The 20,182-nt window shown below is 61.5% G+C and carries 20 protein-coding genes; 14 read left to right on the forward strand and 6 right to left on the reverse strand.

All coding sequences use genetic code 11. From position 1 onward, the window contains the following. The first annotated feature begins 11 nt into the window (after nucleotides 1-11). The 7 genes from ACM6IP_RS03335 (at nucleotide 12) to hisC (ending at nucleotide 5,864) form a co-directional block, all read left to right on the forward strand. Nucleotides 12-653, forward strand: a complete 642-nt coding sequence (locus ACM6IP_RS03335; RefSeq protein WP_095169359.1) for a phospholipid-binding protein MlaC — start codon at nucleotides 12-14, stop codon at nucleotides 651-653. Continuing rightward, nucleotides 650-955, forward strand: coding sequence for a lipid asymmetry maintenance protein MlaB (locus tag ACM6IP_RS03340; RefSeq protein WP_095169360.1), 306 nt, complete (start codon nucleotides 650-652; stop codon nucleotides 953-955). Before ACM6IP_RS03335 ends, ACM6IP_RS03340 begins: the two co-directional genes overlap by 4 nt. Before the next feature lie 114 nt (nucleotides 956-1,069). Further along, nucleotides 1,070-1,309 carry a BolA family protein gene (locus ACM6IP_RS03345; protein ID WP_003439919.1) on the forward strand — a complete coding sequence of 80 codons (240 nt, stop codon included), beginning with the start codon at nucleotides 1,070-1,072 and terminating at the stop codon, nucleotides 1,307-1,309. 22 nt (nucleotides 1,310-1,331) lie between these two features. Continuing rightward, on the forward strand, nucleotides 1,332-2,597 hold the full coding sequence (gene murA, locus ACM6IP_RS03350) for a UDP-N-acetylglucosamine 1-carboxyvinyltransferase (RefSeq protein WP_095169361.1): 1,266 nt from the start codon (nucleotides 1,332-1,334) through the stop codon (nucleotides 2,595-2,597). Nucleotides 2,598-2,722: 125 nt separating this feature from the next. Then, entirely contained in the window at nucleotides 2,723-3,358 is a 636-nt protein-coding gene (gene hisG, locus ACM6IP_RS03355; RefSeq protein WP_095169362.1) for an ATP phosphoribosyltransferase, read from the forward strand. Between the two features lie 125 nt (nucleotides 3,359-3,483). Further along, complete coding sequence (hisD, locus tag ACM6IP_RS03360; protein WP_159993786.1) at nucleotides 3,484-4,809, forward strand: histidinol dehydrogenase; 1,326 nt, start codon at nucleotides 3,484-3,486, stop codon at nucleotides 4,807-4,809. 2 nt (nucleotides 4,810-4,811) lie between these two features. Next, complete coding sequence (hisC, locus tag ACM6IP_RS03365) at nucleotides 4,812-5,864, forward strand: histidinol-phosphate transaminase (RefSeq protein ID WP_095169364.1); 1,053 nt, start codon at nucleotides 4,812-4,814, stop codon at nucleotides 5,862-5,864. Between the two features lie 69 nt (nucleotides 5,865-5,933). Here hisC and algW read toward each other — a convergent pair whose 3' ends face one another. Continuing rightward, nucleotides 5,934-7,091: a Do family serine endopeptidase AlgW gene (gene algW, locus ACM6IP_RS03370; RefSeq protein WP_095169365.1), complete on the reverse strand. Its 1,158-nt coding sequence runs from the start codon at nucleotides 7,089-7,091 to the stop codon at nucleotides 5,934-5,936. A 102-nt stretch (nucleotides 7,092-7,193) separates the two neighbouring features. Here algW and ACM6IP_RS03375 point away from each other — a divergent pair, with 102 nt between their 5' ends. From ACM6IP_RS03375 to cysN, 3 genes are all read left to right on the forward strand, one after another. Continuing rightward, nucleotides 7,194-7,952: a Nif3-like dinuclear metal center hexameric protein gene (locus tag ACM6IP_RS03375; RefSeq protein WP_095169366.1), complete on the forward strand. Its 759-nt coding sequence runs from the start codon at nucleotides 7,194-7,196 to the stop codon at nucleotides 7,950-7,952. Nucleotides 7,953-8,113: 161 nt separating this feature from the next. Further along, nucleotides 8,114-9,031 carry a sulfate adenylyltransferase subunit CysD gene (cysD, locus tag ACM6IP_RS03380; protein WP_060542996.1) on the forward strand — a complete coding sequence of 306 codons (918 nt, stop codon included), beginning with the start codon at nucleotides 8,114-8,116 and terminating at the stop codon, nucleotides 9,029-9,031. Between the two features lie 9 nt (nucleotides 9,032-9,040). After that, entirely contained in the window at nucleotides 9,041-10,939 is a 1,899-nt protein-coding gene (gene cysN / locus ACM6IP_RS03385) for a sulfate adenylyltransferase subunit CysN (protein WP_414860941.1), read from the forward strand. Between the two features lie 202 nt (nucleotides 10,940-11,141). Here the strand turns inward: cysN and ACM6IP_RS03390 are convergent, their stop codons facing one another. The 3 genes from ACM6IP_RS03390 to ACM6IP_RS03400 are packed head-to-tail and all read right to left on the reverse strand — an operon-like array spanning nucleotide 11,142 to nucleotide 14,546. Then, nucleotides 11,142-12,047, reverse strand: coding sequence for an acyltransferase (locus tag ACM6IP_RS03390; protein ID WP_414860942.1), 906 nt, complete (start codon nucleotides 12,045-12,047; stop codon nucleotides 11,142-11,144). After that, complete coding sequence (pta, locus tag ACM6IP_RS03395; RefSeq protein WP_159993794.1) at nucleotides 12,048-14,147, reverse strand: phosphate acetyltransferase; 2,100 nt, start codon at nucleotides 14,145-14,147, stop codon at nucleotides 12,048-12,050. Between the two features lie 60 nt (nucleotides 14,148-14,207). Beyond that, the gene (locus tag ACM6IP_RS03400) at nucleotides 14,208-14,546 is read right to left on the reverse strand and encodes a DUF3565 domain-containing protein (RefSeq protein ID WP_095169370.1); all 339 of its coding nucleotides are present in this window, start codon (nucleotides 14,544-14,546) and stop codon (nucleotides 14,208-14,210) included. Between ACM6IP_RS03400 and ACM6IP_RS03405 the strand changes: the two genes are divergently transcribed. The 3 genes from ACM6IP_RS03405 (at nucleotide 14,515) to ACM6IP_RS03415 (ending at nucleotide 16,876) form a co-directional block, all read left to right on the forward strand. After that, entirely contained in the window at nucleotides 14,515-15,000 is a 486-nt protein-coding gene (locus ACM6IP_RS03405) for an FKBP-type peptidyl-prolyl cis-trans isomerase (protein WP_095169371.1), read from the forward strand. The two genes, ACM6IP_RS03400 and ACM6IP_RS03405, sit on opposite strands and share 32 nt — an antisense overlap. Before the next feature lie 132 nt (nucleotides 15,001-15,132). Beyond that, a complete protein-coding gene (locus tag ACM6IP_RS03410; protein ID WP_095169372.1) occupies nucleotides 15,133-15,615 on the forward strand; it encodes a glutathione peroxidase in 483 nt (160 codons plus the stop codon). 157 nt (nucleotides 15,616-15,772) lie between these two features. Then, nucleotides 15,773-16,876, forward strand: coding sequence for an NADH:flavin oxidoreductase (locus tag ACM6IP_RS03415; RefSeq protein WP_159993796.1), 1,104 nt, complete (start codon nucleotides 15,773-15,775; stop codon nucleotides 16,874-16,876). Here the strand turns inward: ACM6IP_RS03415 and ACM6IP_RS03420 are convergent. Then, nucleotides 16,845-18,068: a glycosyltransferase family 4 protein gene (locus ACM6IP_RS03420; protein ID WP_414860943.1), complete on the reverse strand. Its 1,224-nt coding sequence runs from the start codon at nucleotides 18,066-18,068 to the stop codon at nucleotides 16,845-16,847. The genes ACM6IP_RS03415 and ACM6IP_RS03420 overlap by 32 nt on opposite strands. 40 nt (nucleotides 18,069-18,108) lie before the next feature. Further along, entirely contained in the window at nucleotides 18,109-18,864 is a 756-nt protein-coding gene (gene cysZ / locus ACM6IP_RS03425; protein WP_095169375.1) for a sulfate transporter CysZ, read from the reverse strand. A 312-nt stretch (nucleotides 18,865-19,176) separates the two neighbouring features. Here cysZ and trxB point away from each other — a divergent pair, with 312 nt between their 5' ends. Beyond that, entirely contained in the window at nucleotides 19,177-20,133 is a 957-nt protein-coding gene (gene trxB, locus ACM6IP_RS03430; protein ID WP_095169376.1) for a thioredoxin-disulfide reductase, read from the forward strand. Nucleotides 20,134-20,182: the final 49 nt, after the last annotated feature.

Below are 20,182 nucleotides of genomic sequence, written 5' to 3' on the forward strand. Positions count from 1 at the left end.
GGAGTTTTTCCATGATCTCTACCTTGCGACGTGGCCTGTTGGTACTGCTCGCGGCCTTGCCGCTGGTGGCTAACGCCGTGGCTGCGCCCTCTGCGCATGATCTGGTGCAGGATACGACCAGCCGGTTGCTCGCCGATCTGGCGGCCAACAAGGAAAAGTACAAGCAGGACCCGAAAGACTTCTACGCCGCGCTGAACAGCATTGTCGGGCCCGTGGTGGATGCCGAAGGCATCTCCAAGAGCATCATGACCGTCAAGTATTCGCGCAAAGCCACGCCGGCGCAGATGAAGACCTTCGAAGAGAACTTCAAGACTGGCCTGTTCCAGTTCTATGGCAATGCGCTGCTTGAGTACAACAACCAGGGCATCACCGTGGACCCGGCCAAGGACGAGTCGGGCAACCGCACCAGCGTCGGCATGACCGTCAAGGGCAGCAACGGCGCGATCTATCCAGTGTCCTACACCCTGGAAAAGATCAATGGCGAGTGGAAACTGCGCAACGTGATCATTAATGGCATCAACATTGGCAAGCTGTTCCGTGACCAGTTCGCCGACGCCATGCAACGCAACGGCAACGACCTGGACAAGACCATCAATGGTTGGGCCGGTGAAGTGGCCAAGGCCAAGGAAAACACCGAGAAGCAAAGCCAATGAGTGACTCGGCCGTGCGTTTGGGGGAGGCCGGTGAGCTGCTGCTCAGCGGAGTCCTCGATTACCGCTCCGGGCCAGTCCTGCGCAAGCAGGGCCAGGCCTTGATCAAATCGAGCACGGCACCTGCCGTGGTGCTCGATTGCGCCGGTGTGGAGAAATCCAGCAGCGTTGGCTTGTCCTTGCTGCTGGCGTTCATTCGTGATGCGGCAGCGGCCGGCAAGGCGGTGAGCATCCGTGCCCTGCCTGACGATATGCGTGAAATTGCTCAGGTCTCGGGTTTGACCGAGCTTTTGGCGCACCCTTAACTACCATCTATAAAGAAGCCCCCCGTCAGAGTCCTGCTATGCGGGGTTCGCAGGCGCGGGGCTTTTTTGTATGATGTCCGACCCGCGCGCACAGGGCGCCGATTGAGGTTTAGCATGCAGGCCGTAGAAGTGAAGAGCTTCCTTGAGGGAAAGCTTCCCGGAACTCAGGTAGAAGTTGAAGGCGAAGGCTGCAACTTTCAGCTGAACGTGATTAGCGATGAACTGGTGGCTTTGAGCCCGGTCAAGCGTCAGCAGAGCATCTATGCCCATTTGAACCCATGGATCGCCGATGGCAGCATCCACGCGGTCACTATGAAATTTTTCAGCAGCGCGGCCTGGGCCGAGCGCACCTGAGCCCAAGGGCGTCGAGATTCTTATGGATAAATTGATTATTACCGGCGGCGTTCGTCTTGATGGCGAAATCCGTATCTCCGGGGCAAAGAACTCTGCCCTGCCGATCCTGGCGGCAACGCTGCTGTGCGATGGCCCGGTGACGGTTGCCAACCTGCCGCACTTGCACGACATCACCACCATGATCGAGCTGTTCGGTCGCATGGGCATTGAGCCTGTGATCGACGAAAAACTCAGCGTCGAAATCGACCCACGTACCATCAAGACCCTGATCGCGCCGTACGAACTGGTGAAAACCATGCGTGCCTCGATCCTGGTGCTGGGGCCGATGGTTGCCCGTTTTGGCGAGGCCGAAGTGGCACTGCCTGGCGGTTGCGCCATCGGTTCGCGTCCGGTCGACCTGCACATCCGTGGCCTTGAAGCCATGGGCGCGACCATCGACGTGGAAGGCGGCTACATCAAGGCCAAGGCGCCAGAAGGCGGCTTGCGCGGGGCCAACTTCTTCTTCGATACCGTCAGTGTGACCGGTACCGAGAACATCATGATGGCCGCAGCCCTGGCCAACGGCCGCAGCGTGCTGCAGAACGCCGCTCGTGAGCCGGAAGTCGTCGACCTGGCGAACTTCCTCAACGCCATGGGCGCCAACGTCCAGGGCGCTGGCACCGACACCATCACCATCGAAGGCGTGAAGCGCCTGGGCACTGCCACCTACCGCGTGATGCCGGACCGTATCGAAACCGGTACCTACCTGGTCGCGGCAGCCGTGACCGGCGGCCGGGTGAAGGTCAAGGACACCGATCCGACCATCCTCGAAGCGGTGCTGGAAAAACTTCGCGAAGCCGGTGCTGAAATCACCACGGGCGAAGACTGGATCGAGCTGAACATGCACGGCAAGCGACCGAAAGCGGTCAACGTGCGTACTGCTCCGTACCCGGCGTTTCCGACCGACATGCAGGCGCAGTTCATCTCCCTCAACGCTATTGCCGAAGGCACGGGCGCTGTGATCGAGACGATCTTCGAAAACCGTTTCATGCACGTCTACGAGCTGCACCGCATGGGCGCTCATATCCAGGTCGAAGGCAACACTGCCATCGTTACCGGCATCGACAAGCTCAAGGGCGCGCCAGTCATGGCCACCGACCTGCGTGCTTCGGCCAGCCTGGTGATTTCGGCGCTGGTAGCCGAAGGCGATACGCTGATCGATCGCATCTACCACATAGACCGTGGTTACGAGTGCATCGAAGAGAAGCTGCAGATGCTCGGCGCGAAGATCCGCCGCGTACCGGGCTAGTCGTTGCGTCAAGGGCACAGGGAGGTGCCCACAGATTTGTTGAAGTCGAGCCTGTTACGGGCTCGATCTGTGTCCGGCGCCGTTTGCGACCGGGCATCGTTGCCTGATAAGGACTGACGTTTCCCATGTTGACCATCGCACTGTCCAAGGGCCGCATCCTCGACGACACCCTGCCGCTTCTGGCTGAAGCGGGCATCGTGCCAACCGAGAATCCGGACAAGAGCCGCAAGCTGATCATCCCCACGACCCAGGCCGATGTGCGCTTGCTCATCGTGCGCGCCACTGATGTGCCGACCTACGTCGAGCATGGTGCCGCTGACCTGGGCGTCGCCGGTAAAGATGTGTTGATGGAATACGGCGGCCAGGGCCTCTACGAGCCGCTGGACCTGCAGATCGCCCAATGCAAGCTGATGACTGCCGGTAAAGTCGGTGCCATCGAGCCCAAGGGCCGCCTGCGGATCGCCACCAAGTTCGTCAACGTTGCCAAGCGCTACTACGCCGAGCAAGGCCGCCAGGTCGACATCATCAAGCTGTATGGCTCGATGGAACTGGCACCGCTGATCGGCCTGGCGGACAAGATCATCGACGTGGTCGATACCGGCAACACGCTGCGGGCCAACGGCCTGGAGCCACAGGAGTTCATTGCGGCGATCAGCTCCCGGCTGATCGTCAACAAGGCTTCGATGAAAATGCAACACGCCAGGATCCAGGCGTTGATCGACACCCTGCGCCAGGCAGTGGAGTCGCGACACCGCGGCTGATTCACTTGCGCGACGTTAAGTCGCGCCCGTCTATCCGCCTCATAGCCAGAATTCTCAGGTGCCCAAGCGGAACGACTGCTAGTTTAGGGCGCCTGAGTTTTTGCCATTCCTATGAGGCTCTCGCTATGACCGCACCGACTGCAATTCGCCGACTCAACGCTGCTGACCCGGATTTCGCGCATCATCTGGATCATCTGCTGAGCTGGGAAAGTGTGTCTGACGACTCGGTCAATCAGCGGGTGCTGGACATCATCAAGGCCGTGCGTGAGCGTGGCGATGCGGCACTGGTGGACTTTACCCGCCAGTTCGACGGCCTGGACGTGAAGTCCATGGCCGACCTGATCCTGCCGCGCGAGCGTCTGGAGCTGGCGCTCACCCGCATCTCCGTGCCTCAGCGCGAAGCGCTGGAAGTCGCCGCCGCCCGTGTGCGCAGCTACCACGAAAAGCAGAAGCAGGACTCCTGGAGCTACACCGAGGCCGATGGCACGGTGCTGGGCCAGAAAGTCACGCCGCTGGATCGCGCGGGCCTGTACGTGCCAGGCGGCAAGGCTTCCTACCCGTCTTCGGTGCTGATGAACGCGATTCCAGCCAAGGTCGCGGGTGTGCCCGAGGTGGTCATGGTGGTGCCGACGCCACGGGGCGAAATCAATGAGCTGGTGCTGGCCGCGGCCTGCATCGCCGGCGTCGACCGCGTGTTCACCATCGGTGGCGCTCAAGCCGTTGCCGCATTGGCTTACGGCACCGAAAGCGTGCCGCGGGTCGACAAGGTGGTCGGCCCGGGCAACATCTACGTTGCCACTGCCAAGCGCCACGTGTTTGGCCAGGTCGGTATCGACATGATTGCCGGGCCTTCGGAGATCCTCGTGGTGTGCGACGGCCAGACCGATCCGGACTGGATTGCCATGGACCTGTTTTCCCAGGCCGAGCACGACGAAGACGCCCAGGCCATCCTGGTCAGTCCCGACGCCGAATTCCTCGACCGGGTGGCGGCGAGCATCAGCAAGCTGCTGCCGACCATGGAACGTGCCGAGATCATCCAGACGTCGATCAACGGTCGTGGTGCACTGATCCAGGTGCGTGACATGCAACAAGCCATCGACGTAGCCAACCGCATCGCCCCGGAGCACCTGGAGTTGTCGGTGGCCGACCCGCAAGCCTGGCTGCCGCAGATTCGTCACGCTGGCGCGATCTTCATGGGGCGCCACACCTCTGAGGCCCTGGGCGATTATTGCGCCGGCCCCAACCACGTGCTGCCGACCTCCGGCACCGCGCGATTTTCCTCGCCGCTGGGGGTCTACGACTTCCAGAAGCGCTCGTCGATCATCTTCTGCTCCGAAGCGGGTGCCTCCGAGCTGGGTAAGACCGCCTCGGTGCTGGCTCGAGGCGAGTCGTTGACTGCCCACGCCCGTAGCGCCGAATACCGCATCGTTGCCGATCAGGAAGGGAACTGAACATGAGTAAATTCTGGAGTGCGTTCGTCAAGGACCTGGTGCCCTACGTCCCGGGCGAGCAGCCGAAGCTGACCAAGCTGGTCAAGCTCAACACCAACGAAAACCCCTACGGTCCATCGCCCAAGGCGCTGGCCGCCATGCAGGTCGAGCTGAACGACAACCTGCGCCTGTACCCGGACCCCAACAGCGACCTGCTCAAGCAAGCCGTGGCCAGCTACTACGGCGTGCAGGGTAACCAGGTGTTCCTCGGTAACGGTTCCGACGAAGTCCTCGCCCACATCTTTCACGGCCTGCTGCAGCACGACAAGCCGCTGCTGTTCCCGGATATCAGCTACAGCTTCTATCCGGTGTACTGCGGGCTGTACGGCATCACCTTTGACGCGGTGCCTCTGGACGAGCAGTTCCAGATCGACCCGGCGCACTACGCGCGGCCGAACGGCGGGATCATCTTCCCCAACCCGAACGCGCCGACCGGCTGCCTGTTGGCCCTGGACGCCGTCGAGCAGATCCTCAAGGCCAGCCCGGATTCCGTGGTGGTGGTGGATGAGGCCTACATCGACTTTGGCGGTGAGACGGCGATCAGCCTGGTGGACCGTTATCCGAACCTGCTGGTAACCCAGACCCTGTCCAAGTCGCGCTCGTTGGCCGGCTTGCGGGTTGGCCTGGCCGTCGGTCATCCGGACCTGATCGAGGCGTTGGAGCGGATCAAGAACAGCTTCAACTCCTACCCGTTGGATCGCCTGGCGATTGTCGGGGCGGCAGCGGCGTTCGAGGATCGCGAGTATTTCACCAAGACCTGCCAGTTGGTCATCGACAGTCGTGAGCAAGTGGTCGCGCAGTTGCAGGAAAAAGGCTTTGAGGTCCTGCCGTCGGCAGCCAACTTCATCTTCGCCCGTCACCCGCAGCACGATGCGGCTGCACTGGCGGCGAAGTTGCGTGAGCAAGGGGTGATTGTCCGGCACTTCAAGCAGGAGCGGATTGCCCAGTTCCTGCGTATCTCCATCGGCACACCGGAGCAGAACCAGGCGTTGATCGACGGCTTGGGCGACCTCTAAAGCACCGCTGTCCCCTGTAGGAGCAAGCCGCCAACGGGCGCTCGCTCCTACAGGGGTTTACATCAGGCGTTACTCTTGTTCCTTGACCATGGGTGCAGGAGGTGGGCGCAGGCCGATTTCTGCGGTCAGCTTGAGCTCCTTGCCATTGCGGATCACCTGGATGCTGACCTTGTCGGTGGGCTTGATGCGCGCCACCTGGTTCATCGAGCGCCGACCGTCGCCAGCCGGCTCACCGTCGATGCTCAGGATCACATCCCCCAGTTGCAGGCCGGCTTTCTGCGCCGGGCCGTCACGGAAAATCCCCGCCACTACAATGCCCGGACGCCCGGACAGGCCAAACGACTCTGCCAGTTCCTGGCTCAAGGGTTGCACTTCAATGCCCAGCCAGCCACGAATCACCTGGCCGTGCTCGATGATCGACTTCATCACTTCCATGGCCAGCTTGATCGGAATCGCGAAGCCGATGCCCTGGGAGCCGCCGGACTTGGAGAAGATCGCCGTGTTGATGCCAGTCAGGTTGCCGTTGGCGTCCACCAGCGCGCCACCGGAGTTGCCGGGGTTGATTGCCGCATCGGTCTGGATGAAGTCTTCGTAGTTGTTCAGGCCCAACTGGTTGCGTCCGGTGGCACTGATGATGCCCATGGTCACGGTCTGGCCGACGCCGAACGGGTTGCCGATGGCCAGTGCCACATCACCCACACGAATGCTTTCCGAGCGGCCGACGGTAATCGACGGCAGGTTCTTCAAGTCGATCTTGAGTACCGCCAGGTCGGTTTCCGGGTCACTGCCAATAACCCGGGCCAGGGTTTCGCGACCGTCCTTGAGCGCGACCACGATCTGGTCGGCGCCGGAGGTGACGTGGTTGTTGGTCAGCAAATAGCCTTGCGAACTCATGATCACGCCCGAGCCGAGGCTCGATTCCATGCGCTTCTGCTTGGGCGCGTTATCGCCGAAGAAACGTCGGAACTGCGGGTCTTCGAACAGCGGGTGGCTGGTCTTGTTGACCACTTTGGTGGTGTAGAGGTTGACCACCGCGGGTGCGGCGATGACTACCGCGTCCGCGTAGGACACCGGGCCCTGCTGCGTCAGAGTGGTTTGCGGGGCCTGCTGCAGGTTCACATCCAGGTTCGGAAGCCCGACCCACTGTGGGTAACGCTGGATAATCAGCAACGCAATCAGCACGCCGGCCAATAGCGGCCAGCCAAAAAAACGCAGACCCTTGAGCATTGAACAAATCCTGGGAGGTTACGAGGGGCCAACGACGGCCCATAATGTCGCGCATTATACGAGGCCGCGCGTGCCTCTGAACGGGATATTTAGGAGTCTTTTATGGCCGTTGCCCTGAGCACCCTGGTAGCAGAAGCGGATCGTTACCTTGGCAGTTCGCGGATTGCCGATTATTGCCCCAATGGCCTGCAGGTCGAGGGGCGGCCGCAAGTCATGCGTATCGTCAGCGGCGTCACGGCCAGCCAGGCCTTGCTCGATGCCGCCGTCGAAGCCAGCGCCGACCTGATCCTGGTCCACCATGGCTACTTCTGGAAGGGTGAAAGCCCGTGCATCACCGGCATGAAGCAGCGCCGGCTCAAGACCCTGCTCAAACACGACATCAGCCTGCTGGCCTATCACCTGCCGCTGGACCTGCATCCGGAAGTGGGCAACAACGTGCAACTGGCCCGGCAACTGGAGATTACTGTGGAAGGCCCGCTGGACCCAGACAATGCCAAGGTGGTCGGGCTGGTCGGCTCCCTTGCCGAACCGATGACCGCCCGCGACTTTGCCCGCCACGTGCAGCAGGTCATGGGCCGCGAGCCGCTGTTGATCGAAGGCGAGCAGATGATCCGGCGAGTCGGCTGGTGCACCGGCGGCGGGCAGGGCTATATCGACCAGGCAGTGCAGGCCGGCGTCGACCTGTACCTGAGCGGTGAAGCGTCGGAGCAGACTTTCCACAGCGCCCGGGAAAACGGCATCAGCTTCATCGCCGCCGGTCACCACGCCACCGAACGCTACGGCGTGCAGGCGCTGGGAGAGTACCTGGCGCGTCGATTTGCCCTGGAGCACATCTTCATCGACTGCCCGAATCCCATCTGACGAATCGCTCCTACAGGGGGCTCGGATCACCCGAACGCGACGGTATATTGATATACCCTTTCGATCTAGTTGGCGTCCTGATTAGAAGGGGTCGCTGTGCTAGGATTCCCCGCTCGAACACGGCCCGGTGGCCGTTCATAAGAAAGTTTTCGTGAGTAGCCATGGTCGACAAACTGACGCATCTGAAACAGCTGGAGGCGGAAAGCATCCACATCATCCGCGAGGTGGCCGCCGAGTTCGATAACCCGGTGATGCTGTACTCCATCGGTAAAGACTCCGCCGTGATGCTGCACCTGGCACGCAAGGCGTTCTTCCCGGGCAAGCTGCCGTTTCCGGTGATGCACGTCGACACCCAGTGGAAATTCCAGGAGATGTACAGCTTCCGCGACAAAATGGTCGCCGAGCTGGGCCTGGACCTGATCACCCACGTCAACCCGGACGGTGTTGCGCAGGGCATCAACCCATTCACCCACGGCAGTGCCAAACACACCGACATCATGAAGACCGAAGGCCTGAAACAGGCTTTGGACAAGCATGGTTTCGACGCCGCCTTCGGTGGTGCGCGCCGCGATGAAGAGAAATCCCGCGCCAAGGAGCGCGTGTACTCGTTCCGCGACAGCAAGCACCGCTGGGACCCGAAAAACCAGCGCCCCGAGCTGTGGAACGTGTACAACGGCAAGGTCAACAAGGGCGAGTCGATCCGCGTCTTCCCACTGTCGAACTGGACCGAGCTGGATATCTGGCAGTACATCTACCTGGAAGGCATCCCGATCGTGCCGCTGTACTTCGCCGCTGAACGCGAGGTCATCGAGAAAAATGGCACGCTGATCATGATCGACGACGAGCGCATCCTCGAACACCTGAGCGATGAAGACAAAGCCCGCATCGTCAAAAAGAAAGTGCGTTTCCGTACCCTTGGTTGCTACCCGTTGACGGGCGCGGTGGAGTCCGAGGCTGAAAGCCTCACGGACATCATTCAGGAAATGCTCCTGACGCGAACTTCCGAGCGCCAGGGCCGTGTCATCGACCACGATGGCGCCGGCTCGATGGAAGACAAAAAACGTCAAGGTTATTTCTAAGGGGCTGTCATGTCGCATCAATCTGATTTGATCAGCGAGGACATCCTCGCCTACCTGGGCCAGCACGAACGTAAAGAACTGCTGCGTTTCCTGACCTGCGGTAACGTCGATGACGGCAAGAGCACCCTGATCGGGCGCCTGCTGCACGACTCCAAGATGATCTACGAAGACCATCTGGAAGCCATTACCCGCGACTCGAAGAAAGTCGGCACCACCGGTGACGATATCGACCTGGCATTGCTGGTCGACGGCCTGCAGGCTGAGCGCGAGCAAGGCATCACCATCGATGTCGCGTACCGCTACTTCTCCACCGCCAAACGCAAATTCATCATTGCCGATACCCCGGGCCATGAGCAGTACACCCGCAACATGGCCACCGGTGCGTCGACCTGTGACCTGGCGATCATCCTGGTGGACGCCCGCTACGGCGTGCAGACCCAGACCCGTCGCCACAGCTTCATCGCATCCCTGCTGGGCATCAAGCACATCGTCGTGGCCATCAACAAGATGGACCTCAAGGACTTCGACCAGGGCGTGTTCGAGTCGATCAAGGCCGACTACCTGCAGTTCGCCGAAGGCTTGAAGCTCAAGCCCACCAGCATGCACTTTGTGCCGATGTCAGCCCTCAAGGGCGACAACGTGGTGAACAAGTCCGAGCGGTCGCCGTGGTACACCGGCCAGTCGCTGATGGAAATTCTCGAGACCGTCGAAGTGGCGGGCGACCGTAACTTCACCGACCTGCGTTTCCCGGTGCAGTACGTCAACCGTCCCAACCTGAACTTCCGCGGTTTCGCCGGCACCCTGGCCAGCGGTATCGTCAAGAAAGGCGACGAAATCGTGGTCCTGCCTTCGGGCAAGAGCAGCCGCGTCAAATCCATCGTCACCTTCGAAGGTGAGCTGGAGCACGCCGGTCCTGGCCAGGCGGTCACCCTGACCATGGAAGACGAGATCGACATCTCCCGTGGCGACCTGCTGGTACATGCCGACAACGTGCCGCCGGTGACCGACAGCTTCGAAGCCATGCTGGTGTGGATGGCTGAAGAGCCGATGCTGCCGGGCAAGAAGTACGACATCAAGCGCGCCACCAGCTACGTGCCAGGCTCCATTGCCAGCATCGTCAACAAGGTCGACGTCAACACCCTGGAAGAAGGCCCGGCCAGTGCGTTGCAACTGAACGAAATCGGCAAGGTCAGGATCGCGCTCGATGCGCCGATCGCCCTCGACGGTTACGAAAGCAACCGCACCACCGGCGCGTTCATCATCATCGACCGCTTGACCAACGGCACCGTGGGCGCCGGCATGATCGTCGCCCAGCCGGTGGCTCACGGCAGTGCTACCCACCACGGCAAACTGGCGCACGTGGCCACAGAAGAACGTGCCCAGCGCTTCGGCCAGCAGCCGGCCACCGTGCTGTTCAGCGGCCTGTCGGGCGCGGGCAAGAGCACCCTGGCCTATGCGGTCGAGCGCAAGCTGTTCGACATGGGCCGCGCAGTGTTCGTGCTCGATGGCCAGAACCTGCGTCACGACCTGAACAAAGGCCTGCCGCAGGATCGCGCCGGGCGCACCGAGAACTGGCGTCGTGCGGCGCATGTTGCCCGGCAGCTCAACGAAGCCGGCCTGCTGACCCTGGCGGCCTTCGTGGCGCCGAGTTCCGAAGGTCGTGAGCAGGCCAAGGACCTGATCGGCAAGGACCGTCTGCTGACGGTCTACGTCCAGGCTTCGCCGGCGGTCTGCGCCGAACGTGATCCACAGGGCCTGTATGCGGCGGCCGGGGATAACATCCCGGGCGAGTCCTTCCCGTACGACGTGCCGTTGGACGCCGACCTGGTGGTCGACACCCAGGCGCTGTCGCTGGAAGACAGCGTCAAACAGGTGCTGGATCTGCTGCGTAGCCGCGGCGCGATCTAAGGCAGGAGCAGCGGCAAGTTTCTAGCTTCAAGCTGCAAGGAAAAGCCCCCAGACAAGTGATTGTCTGGGGGCTTTTTTGTGTCTGTTCCGACGCTTTCGCGGGCAAGCCCGCTCTCACAGTTTTGAGGGTGTTCGCAAAATTTGTGAACGACACGGTCCCTGTGGGAGCGGGCTTGCCCGCGAAGAGGCCGGTACAGGCACCTCAAGACTTCGCGGGATACTCGCGATGCATCTGCTCCAGCAGCGCATCCTTGTCTTCCCACAACTGGTTGATCCAGCCCTGGAACTGCAGGCGGTAGGCGCCATCCTGCTCGTAGTTCTTGCCAATGAACTGCGCCGGGATCGACAGCTCCTGGAAATGCACCACCACCTCCTTCACGTTGCCACACAGCAGGTCCCAGAAACCCGGGCGCCCGGCGGGGTAGTGAATGGTCACATTGACCACTGATTCAAGCTGCTCGCCCATGGCGTCCAGCACAAAGGCAATCCCGCCGGCCTTGGGCTTGAGCAGGTAGCGGAACGGTGATTGCTGCTGTTTGTGCTTGGCCTCGGTGAAGCGCGTGCCCTCGGCGAAGTTGAACATGCCCACCGGATTGTTGCGAAATTTCGCACAGGTCTTGCGGGTGGTTTCCAGGTCCTTGCCTTTCTTCTCCGGGTGTTTTTCCAGGTAGGCCTTGGAGTAGCGCTTCATGAACGGAAAGCCCAGGGCCCACCAGGCCAGGCCAATTACCGGGACCCAGATCAACTCCTGCTTGAGGAAAAATTTCAGCGGGCGGATTTTCCGGTTCAACAGGTACTGCAGCACCATGATGTCGACCCAGCTCTGGTGGTTGCTGGTGATCAGGTACGAGTGCTGGTAGTCCAGGCCTTCAAGGCCGCTGAGGTGCCAGCGGGTGCGGCAGACCAGCCGCATCCAAGCCTTGTTGTTACTGATCCAGGCCTCATGGGTGTGGTTCATCAGCCAGGCGGTGAAGCGCTGGGTGAGGGCGAACGGCAGGACCTTGAAGATCGCCACGCAGAACAGGAACGAACACAACAGCAGGGTGTTGAGTGCCAGTAGCAGCGCAGCGATCACGCCACGCAGGGCGCCAGGGAGAAAATCCAGCATTTAGAGATCCATAGGTCGGTTGGCGGCCTGAATCGCGGTCAGGGCGATGGTGTAGACGATGTCGTCGACCTGCGCGCCGCGCGGCAAGTCGTTCACTGGTTTGCGCAGGCCTTGCAGCATCGGTCCGAGGCTGACGCAATCGGCACTGCGCTGCACGGCCTTGTGGGTGGTGTTGCCACTGTTGAGGTCGGGGAAAATGAACACCGTGGCGCGCCCGGCTACCTGGCTGTTGGGGGCCAGTTGTCGCGCGACGTCTGCGTTGGCGGCGGCGTCGTACTGCAGCGGCCCGTCGATCAGCAGCGAATTTTGCGCTTCGTGGGCCAATAGCGTGGCCTCGCGTACTTTCTCCACTTCTTCGCCGCTGGCCGAGTCGCCACTGGAGTAGCTGAGCATCGCCACCCGTGGCGTGATGCCGAAGGCGGCGGCGGAGTCGGCGCTTTGCAGGGCGATTTCCGCCAGCTCGTTGGCGCTGGGGTGCGGGTTCATGATGCAGTCGCCGTAGACCAGCACTTCCTCTGGAAACAGCATGAAGAACACCGAGGACACCAAGGTGCAGCCCGGTGCGGTTTTAATCAGTTGCAGGGCAGGGCGGATGGTATTGGCGGTGGAGTGAATGACCCCGGACACCAGCCCGTCGACCTCGTCCAGCGCCAGCATCATGGTGCCGATCACCACGGTGTCTTCCAGTTGCTGCTCGGCCATCGGCGCGTTGAGGCTCTTGGTCTTGCGCAGGGCAACCATTGGTTCGACATAACGGTCGCGGATCAGGTCCGGGTCGAGAATCTCCAGGCCAGGCGGCAGCTCGATGCCCTGGGCGCGCGCCACAGCCTCGACGTCCGCCGGTTTGGCCAGCAACACGCATCGGGCAATGCCGCGAGCCTGACAGATGGCTGCCGCCTGCACGGTCAAGGGCTCGCTGCCCTCGGGCAGGACGATGCGCTTGTTGGCTGCCTGGGCGCGCTGGATCAACTGATAGCGGAACACCGCGGGCGACAGGCGCATTTCTCGCGGCGTACCACAGCGCTGGTGCAGCCAGTTGGCGTCGAGGTGACTGGCGACGAAGTCAGTGATGATTTCCGCGCGCTCGCGGTCATCGATCGGGATTTCCTTGTTCAGGCCGTTCAACTGGTTGGCGGTGTCGTAGGAGCCGCTGCTCACCGACAGCACCGGCAAGCCGGCCTGCAATGCACCGCGGCACAGGTCCATGATGCGCGGGTCGGGCAGGGTGTCACTGGTCAGCAGCAGGCCGGCCAGCGGCACGCCGTTCATCGCCGCCAGGCTGACTGCCAGGATGATGTCGTCGCGATCTCCCGGGGTCACCACCAGCACGCCGGGCTTGAGCAGCTCCACGGTGTTGCGCATGGTCCGCGCACAAATGATGATCTTGGTCATGCGCCGGGTTTCGAAGTCGCCGGCATTGAGCACTTGCGCACCCATCAGGTCGGCCACATCGCGGGTACGCGGGGCGTTGAGCTCCGGCTGGAACGGGATACAGCCGAGCAGCCGGAAGTCACCGCTGCGCAGCAACGGCGAGTGTTCTTTCAGGCGCGCGGCGAAGGCCTCCATGCTTTCCTCGGTCTTGACCTTGTTGAGGATCACGCCGAGGACTTTCGGGTCTTTCGGGCCGCCGAACAGTTGCGCCTGCAACTCGACGCGCCCGGACAGTTCGGTGAGCACTTCGTTTTCCGGCGCCGAGACCAGGATCACCTCGGCATCCAGGCTTTTGGCCAGGTGCAGGTTGACCCGGGCGGCATAGCTGGCGCTGCGGGTCGGCACCATGCCTTCGACGATCAGCACGTCTTTGCCGACGGCGGCTTGCTGGTACAGGGTGATGATTTCTTCCAGCAGTTCGTCCAGTTGGCCGTCGCCGAGCATCCGCTCGACATGCGCCAGGCCCAACGGTTGAGGCGGCTTCAGGCCATGGGTACGGGCCACCAGTTCGGTGGAGCGTTCAGGCCCGGTGTCGCCGGGGTGCGGCTGGGCAATCGGTTTGAAGAAGCCGACTTTCAACCCAGCACGTTCCAGGGTACGCACCAGCCCGAGGCTGATGGAAGTCAGGCCCACACCAAAATCGGTGGGTGCGATAAAAAAAGTTTGCATGCGGATTCTCTAGAGGTGCATGGCAAGGTGAAGGCCTATGACTGGCCTCCTACCGAAATTTCAGACGCCAAGGTTATCGCTAACCGGGCCTTGAGCGCACCAACCGCAATCAAAGGCCTGGCCTATTTTTTCCTGGCGCTGCAACGGGTCCAGGACCCAGGCCCGGGATTGCCAGGGAGGCTGGTGGCGCAGGTGCTGGGTATGACCACAGGACAGCTCGGCCACCCAGTGCCCATCCTCGTCCAGATGGAAACCGGTGATGATTGAAGCTTTCGAAGCGGGCCGTTGGTCAGGGTTCCGTTCGCTTTCGGGCGTTTGCTTCGCTAAACTTGTCCATTCTTTATTCTTCTGCAAAAGGTCTCGCCCCATGCTGATCGCCGCCAATAAGGCTGTCTCCATCGACTATACCCTGACCAACGACGCTGGTGAGGTCATCGACAGCTCCGCCGGCGGCGCGCCGCTGGTCTACCTGCAAGGCGCAGGTAACATCATTCCAGGCCTGGAAAAAGCCCTGGAAGGTAAAGCTGTCGGCGACGAACTGACCGTAGCTGTTGAACCTGAAGACGCTTACGGCGAATACGCCGCCGAGCTGGTCAGCACCCTGAGCCGCAGCATGTTCGAAGGCGTCGACGAACTGGAAGTGGGCATGCAGTTCCACGCTTCCGCGCCAGACGGCCAAATGCAGATCGTCACCATCCGTGACCTGGACGGCGACGACGTGACCGTTGACGGCAACCACCCGTTGGCCGGCCAGCGCCTGAACTTCCAAGTGAAGATCATCGACATCCGTGACGCCAGCGAAGAAGAAGTCGCCCATGGTCACGTCCATGGCGAAGGTGGTCATCACCACTGATTTCTGCGCTAAGCTCAGGTATCTGGAGAGGCGCCTTTGGGCGCCTTTTTAGTCGGCGCCGGTTAAAGGGCGCCGGGCGAGAGTGCGGTTGAAGGGCGTTTCGAGAAAAACACGGGATATCTGGAGTTCATCATGAGTGCTTTTCACGACCTTACTTTAAAAGCGTTGGACGGCCAGGCGTTACCGCTGGCGCCCTTCAAAGGGCATGTCGTATTGGTGGTCAACGTGGCCTCCAAGTGTGGTTTGACCCCACAATATGCCGCCCTGGAAAGCCTCTACCAGCAGTACAAAGGCCAAGGCTTCAGCGTGCTGGGCTTGCCTTGCAACCAGTTCGCCGGCCAGGAGCCGGGCACTGAAGACGAGATCAAGGATTTCTGCAGCCTCAACTACGGCGTGAGCTTTCCGTTGTCCAGCAAGCTGGAAGTCAACGGCCATGAGCGCCATCAGTTGTACCGTCTGCTGGCGGGCGAGGGTGCGGAGTTTCCTGGCGACATCACCTGGAATTTCGAAAAGTTCCTGCTGGGCAAGGACGGCCGGGTGCTGGCGCGTTTTTCGCCGCGTACGGCACCGGATGATCCTGCGGTCGTCCAGGCTATTGAAAAAGCGCTGAGCTGATATCTCCCCCCTGTAGGAGCGAGCCGCAAGCGGGCACTCGCTCCTACAATATTTCCTATCTTTTGGTCCTTAATCACTGCAATCAATAGTGCTATTCAAGCGCGCGCTCACTCCATATTATCCCCGTCATAAACCTTGGATCCCTGTGGAGTGCCGCATGCCTGTACAAGCCCTGTTTAAGCCGTTTTCCCTGGGTACCCTGCAATTGCCGACCCGTGTGGTCATGGCACCCATGACCCGTTCGTTTTCCCCGGGCGGCGTGCCGAACTCGAAAGTCATCGAGTACTACCGTCGTCGCGCGGCGGCTGGCGTGGGCCTGGTCATCACCGAGGGCACCACGGTCGGCCACAAGGCGGCCAACGGTTACCCGAACGTTCCGCAGTTCTATGGTGAAGCGGCCTTGGCCGGCTGGAAAAAGGTCGTGGACGCGGTGCATGCCGAAGGTGGCAAGATCGTTCCGCAACTCTGGCACGTCGGTAGCGTGCGGCGCATCGGCACCGAGCCGGACGCCAGTGTTCCGGGCTATGGTCCGTCGGAAAAGCTCAAGGACGGCCAGGTCGTGGTGCACGGCATGACCGAACAGGATATCCAGGAAGTAATCGCTGCCTTCGCCCAGGCCGCCAAGGATGCGCAGAGCATCGGCATGGACGGCGTGGAAATCCACGGCGCCCACGGCTACCTGCTGGACCAGTTCTTCTGGGAGACCAGTAACCAGCGTACCGATCAGTACGGCGGTAGCCTGGCCAACCGCTCGCGCTTTGCCATCGAATTGATCCAGGCGGTGCGGGCAGCGGTCGGCGAAGGATTCCCGATCATTTTCCGTTTCTCCCAGTGGAAGCAGCAGGACTACACCGCGCGCCTGGTGCAGACGCCCGAGGCGCTGGGTGAGTTCCTCAAGCCGTTGTCCGACGCTGGTGTGGACATTTTCCATTGCTCGACACGGCGTTTCTGGGAGCCGGAGTTTGACGGTTCCGACCTCAACCTGGCCGGCTGGACTCGCGTGCTGACCGGCAAGCCGACCATCACCGTGGGCAGCGTGGGCCTGGACGGCGAATTCCTGCAGTTCATGGTCAACACTGACAAGGTGGCGCAGCCGGCCAGCCTGGAAAACCTGCTGGAGCGCCTGAACAACGATGAGTTCGATCTGGTGGCGGTAGGGCGGGCGCTGCTGGTTGACCCGGACTGGGCGCAGAAAGTCCGCGATGGCCGTGAAGGCGAGATTCTGCCGTTCAGTCGCGAAGCGTTGATGACGCTGGTTTAAGCGCCACCGCAACCTTCTCTGGCGCGGGGACCTGACAGGCCCCGCGCAATTGGTCTTCGAACTGCTCGATGATCGCCGCCCAACCCTGGCGGCTCGCGTGCTGTCGCGCATTCAGGCGCACGCAGCGCAGGGTTTCATCCTCCTCCAGCAACCACGCTGCCGCATCGCAGAACGCCTCTTCATCGCCCGGCATCGCCAACACGCCGTTATAGCCATGGCGAATATGCTGCGCCGCCGCGGCCTGATCATAAGCCACCACGCCCAGCCCGGAGGCCAGCGCCTCCAGCACCACATTACCGAAGGTTTCGGTCAAGCTCGGAAACACAAACACATCCCCGCACGCATAGTGCGCCGCCAAGGCCTCACCGCGCTGTGAGCCACAGAAGATCGCCTGCGGCAGCTCCTTTTCCAGTGCCACGCGTTGCGGCCCGTCGCCGACCACGATCAATTTCAGATTGCGCTGTGGATAAGTACTGCACAGCTTTTCGAAACAACGTTTGAGCAGGCCAAGGTTTTTTTCGGGGGCGAGCCGACCGACGTGCATGACCGCGATGTCTCCCTCAGCCAGGCCCCATTGCTCACGCAAGGCGTTCAGCCGTTTGGTCGGATGAAACAACTGGCTGTCGACGCCCCGGGACAACAGCGCCAGGCGCTCGAAATGCCGGCGTTCCAGTTCCAGTCGCTGGCTGACGCTCGGCACCAGTGTCAGCGTCGAACGGTTATGAAACCAGCGCAAGTAATGCGTCAGCATCCGGGTCAGCAAACCGAGACCGTACTGACTGGTGTATTGCTGGAAATTGGTGTGGAAACCGCTCACCACCGAGATCCCCAGGCGCCGCGCTGCCCGCAGGGCCGACAGGCCCAGCGGGCCTTCGGTGGCGATGTACAGCACGTCCGGGCGCTGGCGTTTCCAGCGCCTGAGCAGTTTGTGCATCGACGACTGACCCCACTGCAACCCCGGATATCCCGGCAGCGGCCAGCCACGGCAGAGCAGCAGGGCGTCGTCGCTGGCCAGGGCCGGATCGCCGTCCTGGCGCGGGCGCACCAGTTCGACCTGGTGCCCACGGGCGCGCAGGCCATCACACAAGCGGCCCAGGGTATTGGCCACGCCGTTGATTTCCGGAGGGAAGGTTTCGGTGATCAGGGTGATATGCAGAGTTGTCGTCATGACCCCAGTGTCAGTTGGGGTCATGTCGTCATTGTGTCAGGGTGATGATGAATTGATGACCGGCTCAGCCCTGGCTGGTTACCAGGTTTTCCGCACCGCGCTCACGCACCCAGAACAGGGTCGCCCCCGCCACTGCGGCCGGCATCATCAGAATGTTCACCACCGGAATCAGCAGCACTAGATAGACGATCCCGCCAAAGCTCATGCTCTGCCAGCGTTTTTCCCGCAGCCAGGCGAGCATCTCGTTCCAGCCCAGCTTGTGGTTGTCTGCCGGGTAGTCGATGTACTGGATCGCCATCATCCACACCCCGAAGATCAACCACAGCGGTGCGGCGATCAGGTTGACCACCGGAATGAACGACAAGATGAACAGCGCCAACGCCCGGGGCAGGAAGTACCCCAGTTTGCGCATTTCCCGGGCCAGGGTGCGTGGGACCATGGCCATCAGTTCGCCCCAGCTGAAGGCCGGGAAGTCATCGGTGCCGCGGACCACCACTTCGACTTTCTCGGCAAGAAAGCCGTTGAAGGGCGCAGCGATCACGTTGGCCAGCAGGGTGAAGGTGAAAAACACCATCAGCGCCACCAACACCACGAACATTGGCCAGAGAACATAACTGAGGAAGCTCAGCCAGTCGGGCAGCGACGGCATCAGGGTGTCGACCCACAGGCTGAACTGGTGGCCGGCCAGGTAGATCAAGCCGACGAACAGCACCAGGTTGATGGCCAGCGGCAGCAGCACGAACAAGCGCAGGCCGGGACTCAAGACCAGCTTGAGGCCTTCGCGCAGGTATTGCGGGCCGGACAGAACGGGGGCGGGCATAAGGTGCTCCGAGCAAGGGGAAAACGCGCCGACCTTACCGGCTTTGCCCCACAGGCGAAAGCATGGCAAGCGGATCGACATTAACTGTAACAAAGGCGCCGTTAAATCGGCCGCTTGGAGATAGAGACCGCCTATGAGCTGGATTGTTAAACGGTATTTCCTTAATCTTCGCCTCCTCGATACGCTGCACCCATTATTTTTCAGGACTGTCGCGCGATGCACTTCCCCAAGTGCTGTCACGGTCCTTTTTTATTCCAGCCGGCAATCCGGCACCCGCGCCAGGTAATACCGGCCGGTCGATAGGAGTGAGTCATGTCTGATGTACGTCATTCGCGAGTGATTATTCTCGGTTCCGGCCCTGCCGGTTACAGCGCCGCGGTCTATGCCGCCCGTGCCAACCTCAAGCCGCTGCTGATCACCGGCATGCAGGCTGGCGGTCAACTGACCACCACCACCGAAGTCGACAACTGGCCTGGCGACGTCCATGGCCTGACCGGCCCGGCGCTGATGGAGCGGATGAAAGAGCACGCCGAGCGCTTCGAGACCGAAATCGTGTTCGACCACATCAATGCCGTCGACTTCGCAGCCAAGCCTTACACCCTGACTGGCGACAGCGGCACTTACACCTGTGACGCGCTGATCATCGCCACCGGCGCCAGCGCACGTTACCTGGGCCTGCCGTCGGAAGAAGCGTTCATGGGCAAGGGCGTTTCGGCCTGCGCTACCTGCGATGGTTTCTTCTATCGCAACAAGCCGGTCGCTGTGGTTGGTGGCGGTAACACCGCCGTGGAAGAAGCCCTGTACCTGGCCAACATCGCCAGCACCGTGACCCTGGTGCACCGCCGCGAGACCTTCCGCGCCGAGAAGATCCTGATCGACAAGCTGAACGCCCGTGTGGCCGAAGGCAAGATCATCCTCAAGCTCAACTCCAACCTGGACGAAGTGCTGGGTGACAACATGGGCGTGACCGGTGCGCGCCTGAAGAACAACGACGGCAGCTTCGACGAGTTGAAAGTCGACGGCGTGTTCATCGCCATCGGCCACACCCCGAACACCTCGCTGTTCGAAGGCCAGTTGACCCTCAAGGACGGCTACATGGTTGTGCAGGGCGGCCGTGACGGCAACGCCACTGCCACCAGCATCGAAGGTATCTTTGCCGCCGGCGACGTGGCTGACCACGTCTACCGCCAGGCCATCACCTCCGCCGGTGCTGGCTGCATGGCCGCACTGGACGCAGAGCGTTACCTGGATAACCTGAAGAACGCTTGATTCTTTGGGCATGAAAAAACCGGCTTCGGCCGGTTTTTTTGTAGCGCTG

The sequence above is a fragment of the Pseudomonas sp. IT-P176 genome, assembly GCF_949767245.1.
Taxonomy (GTDB): domain Bacteria; phylum Pseudomonadota; class Gammaproteobacteria; order Pseudomonadales; family Pseudomonadaceae; genus Aquipseudomonas.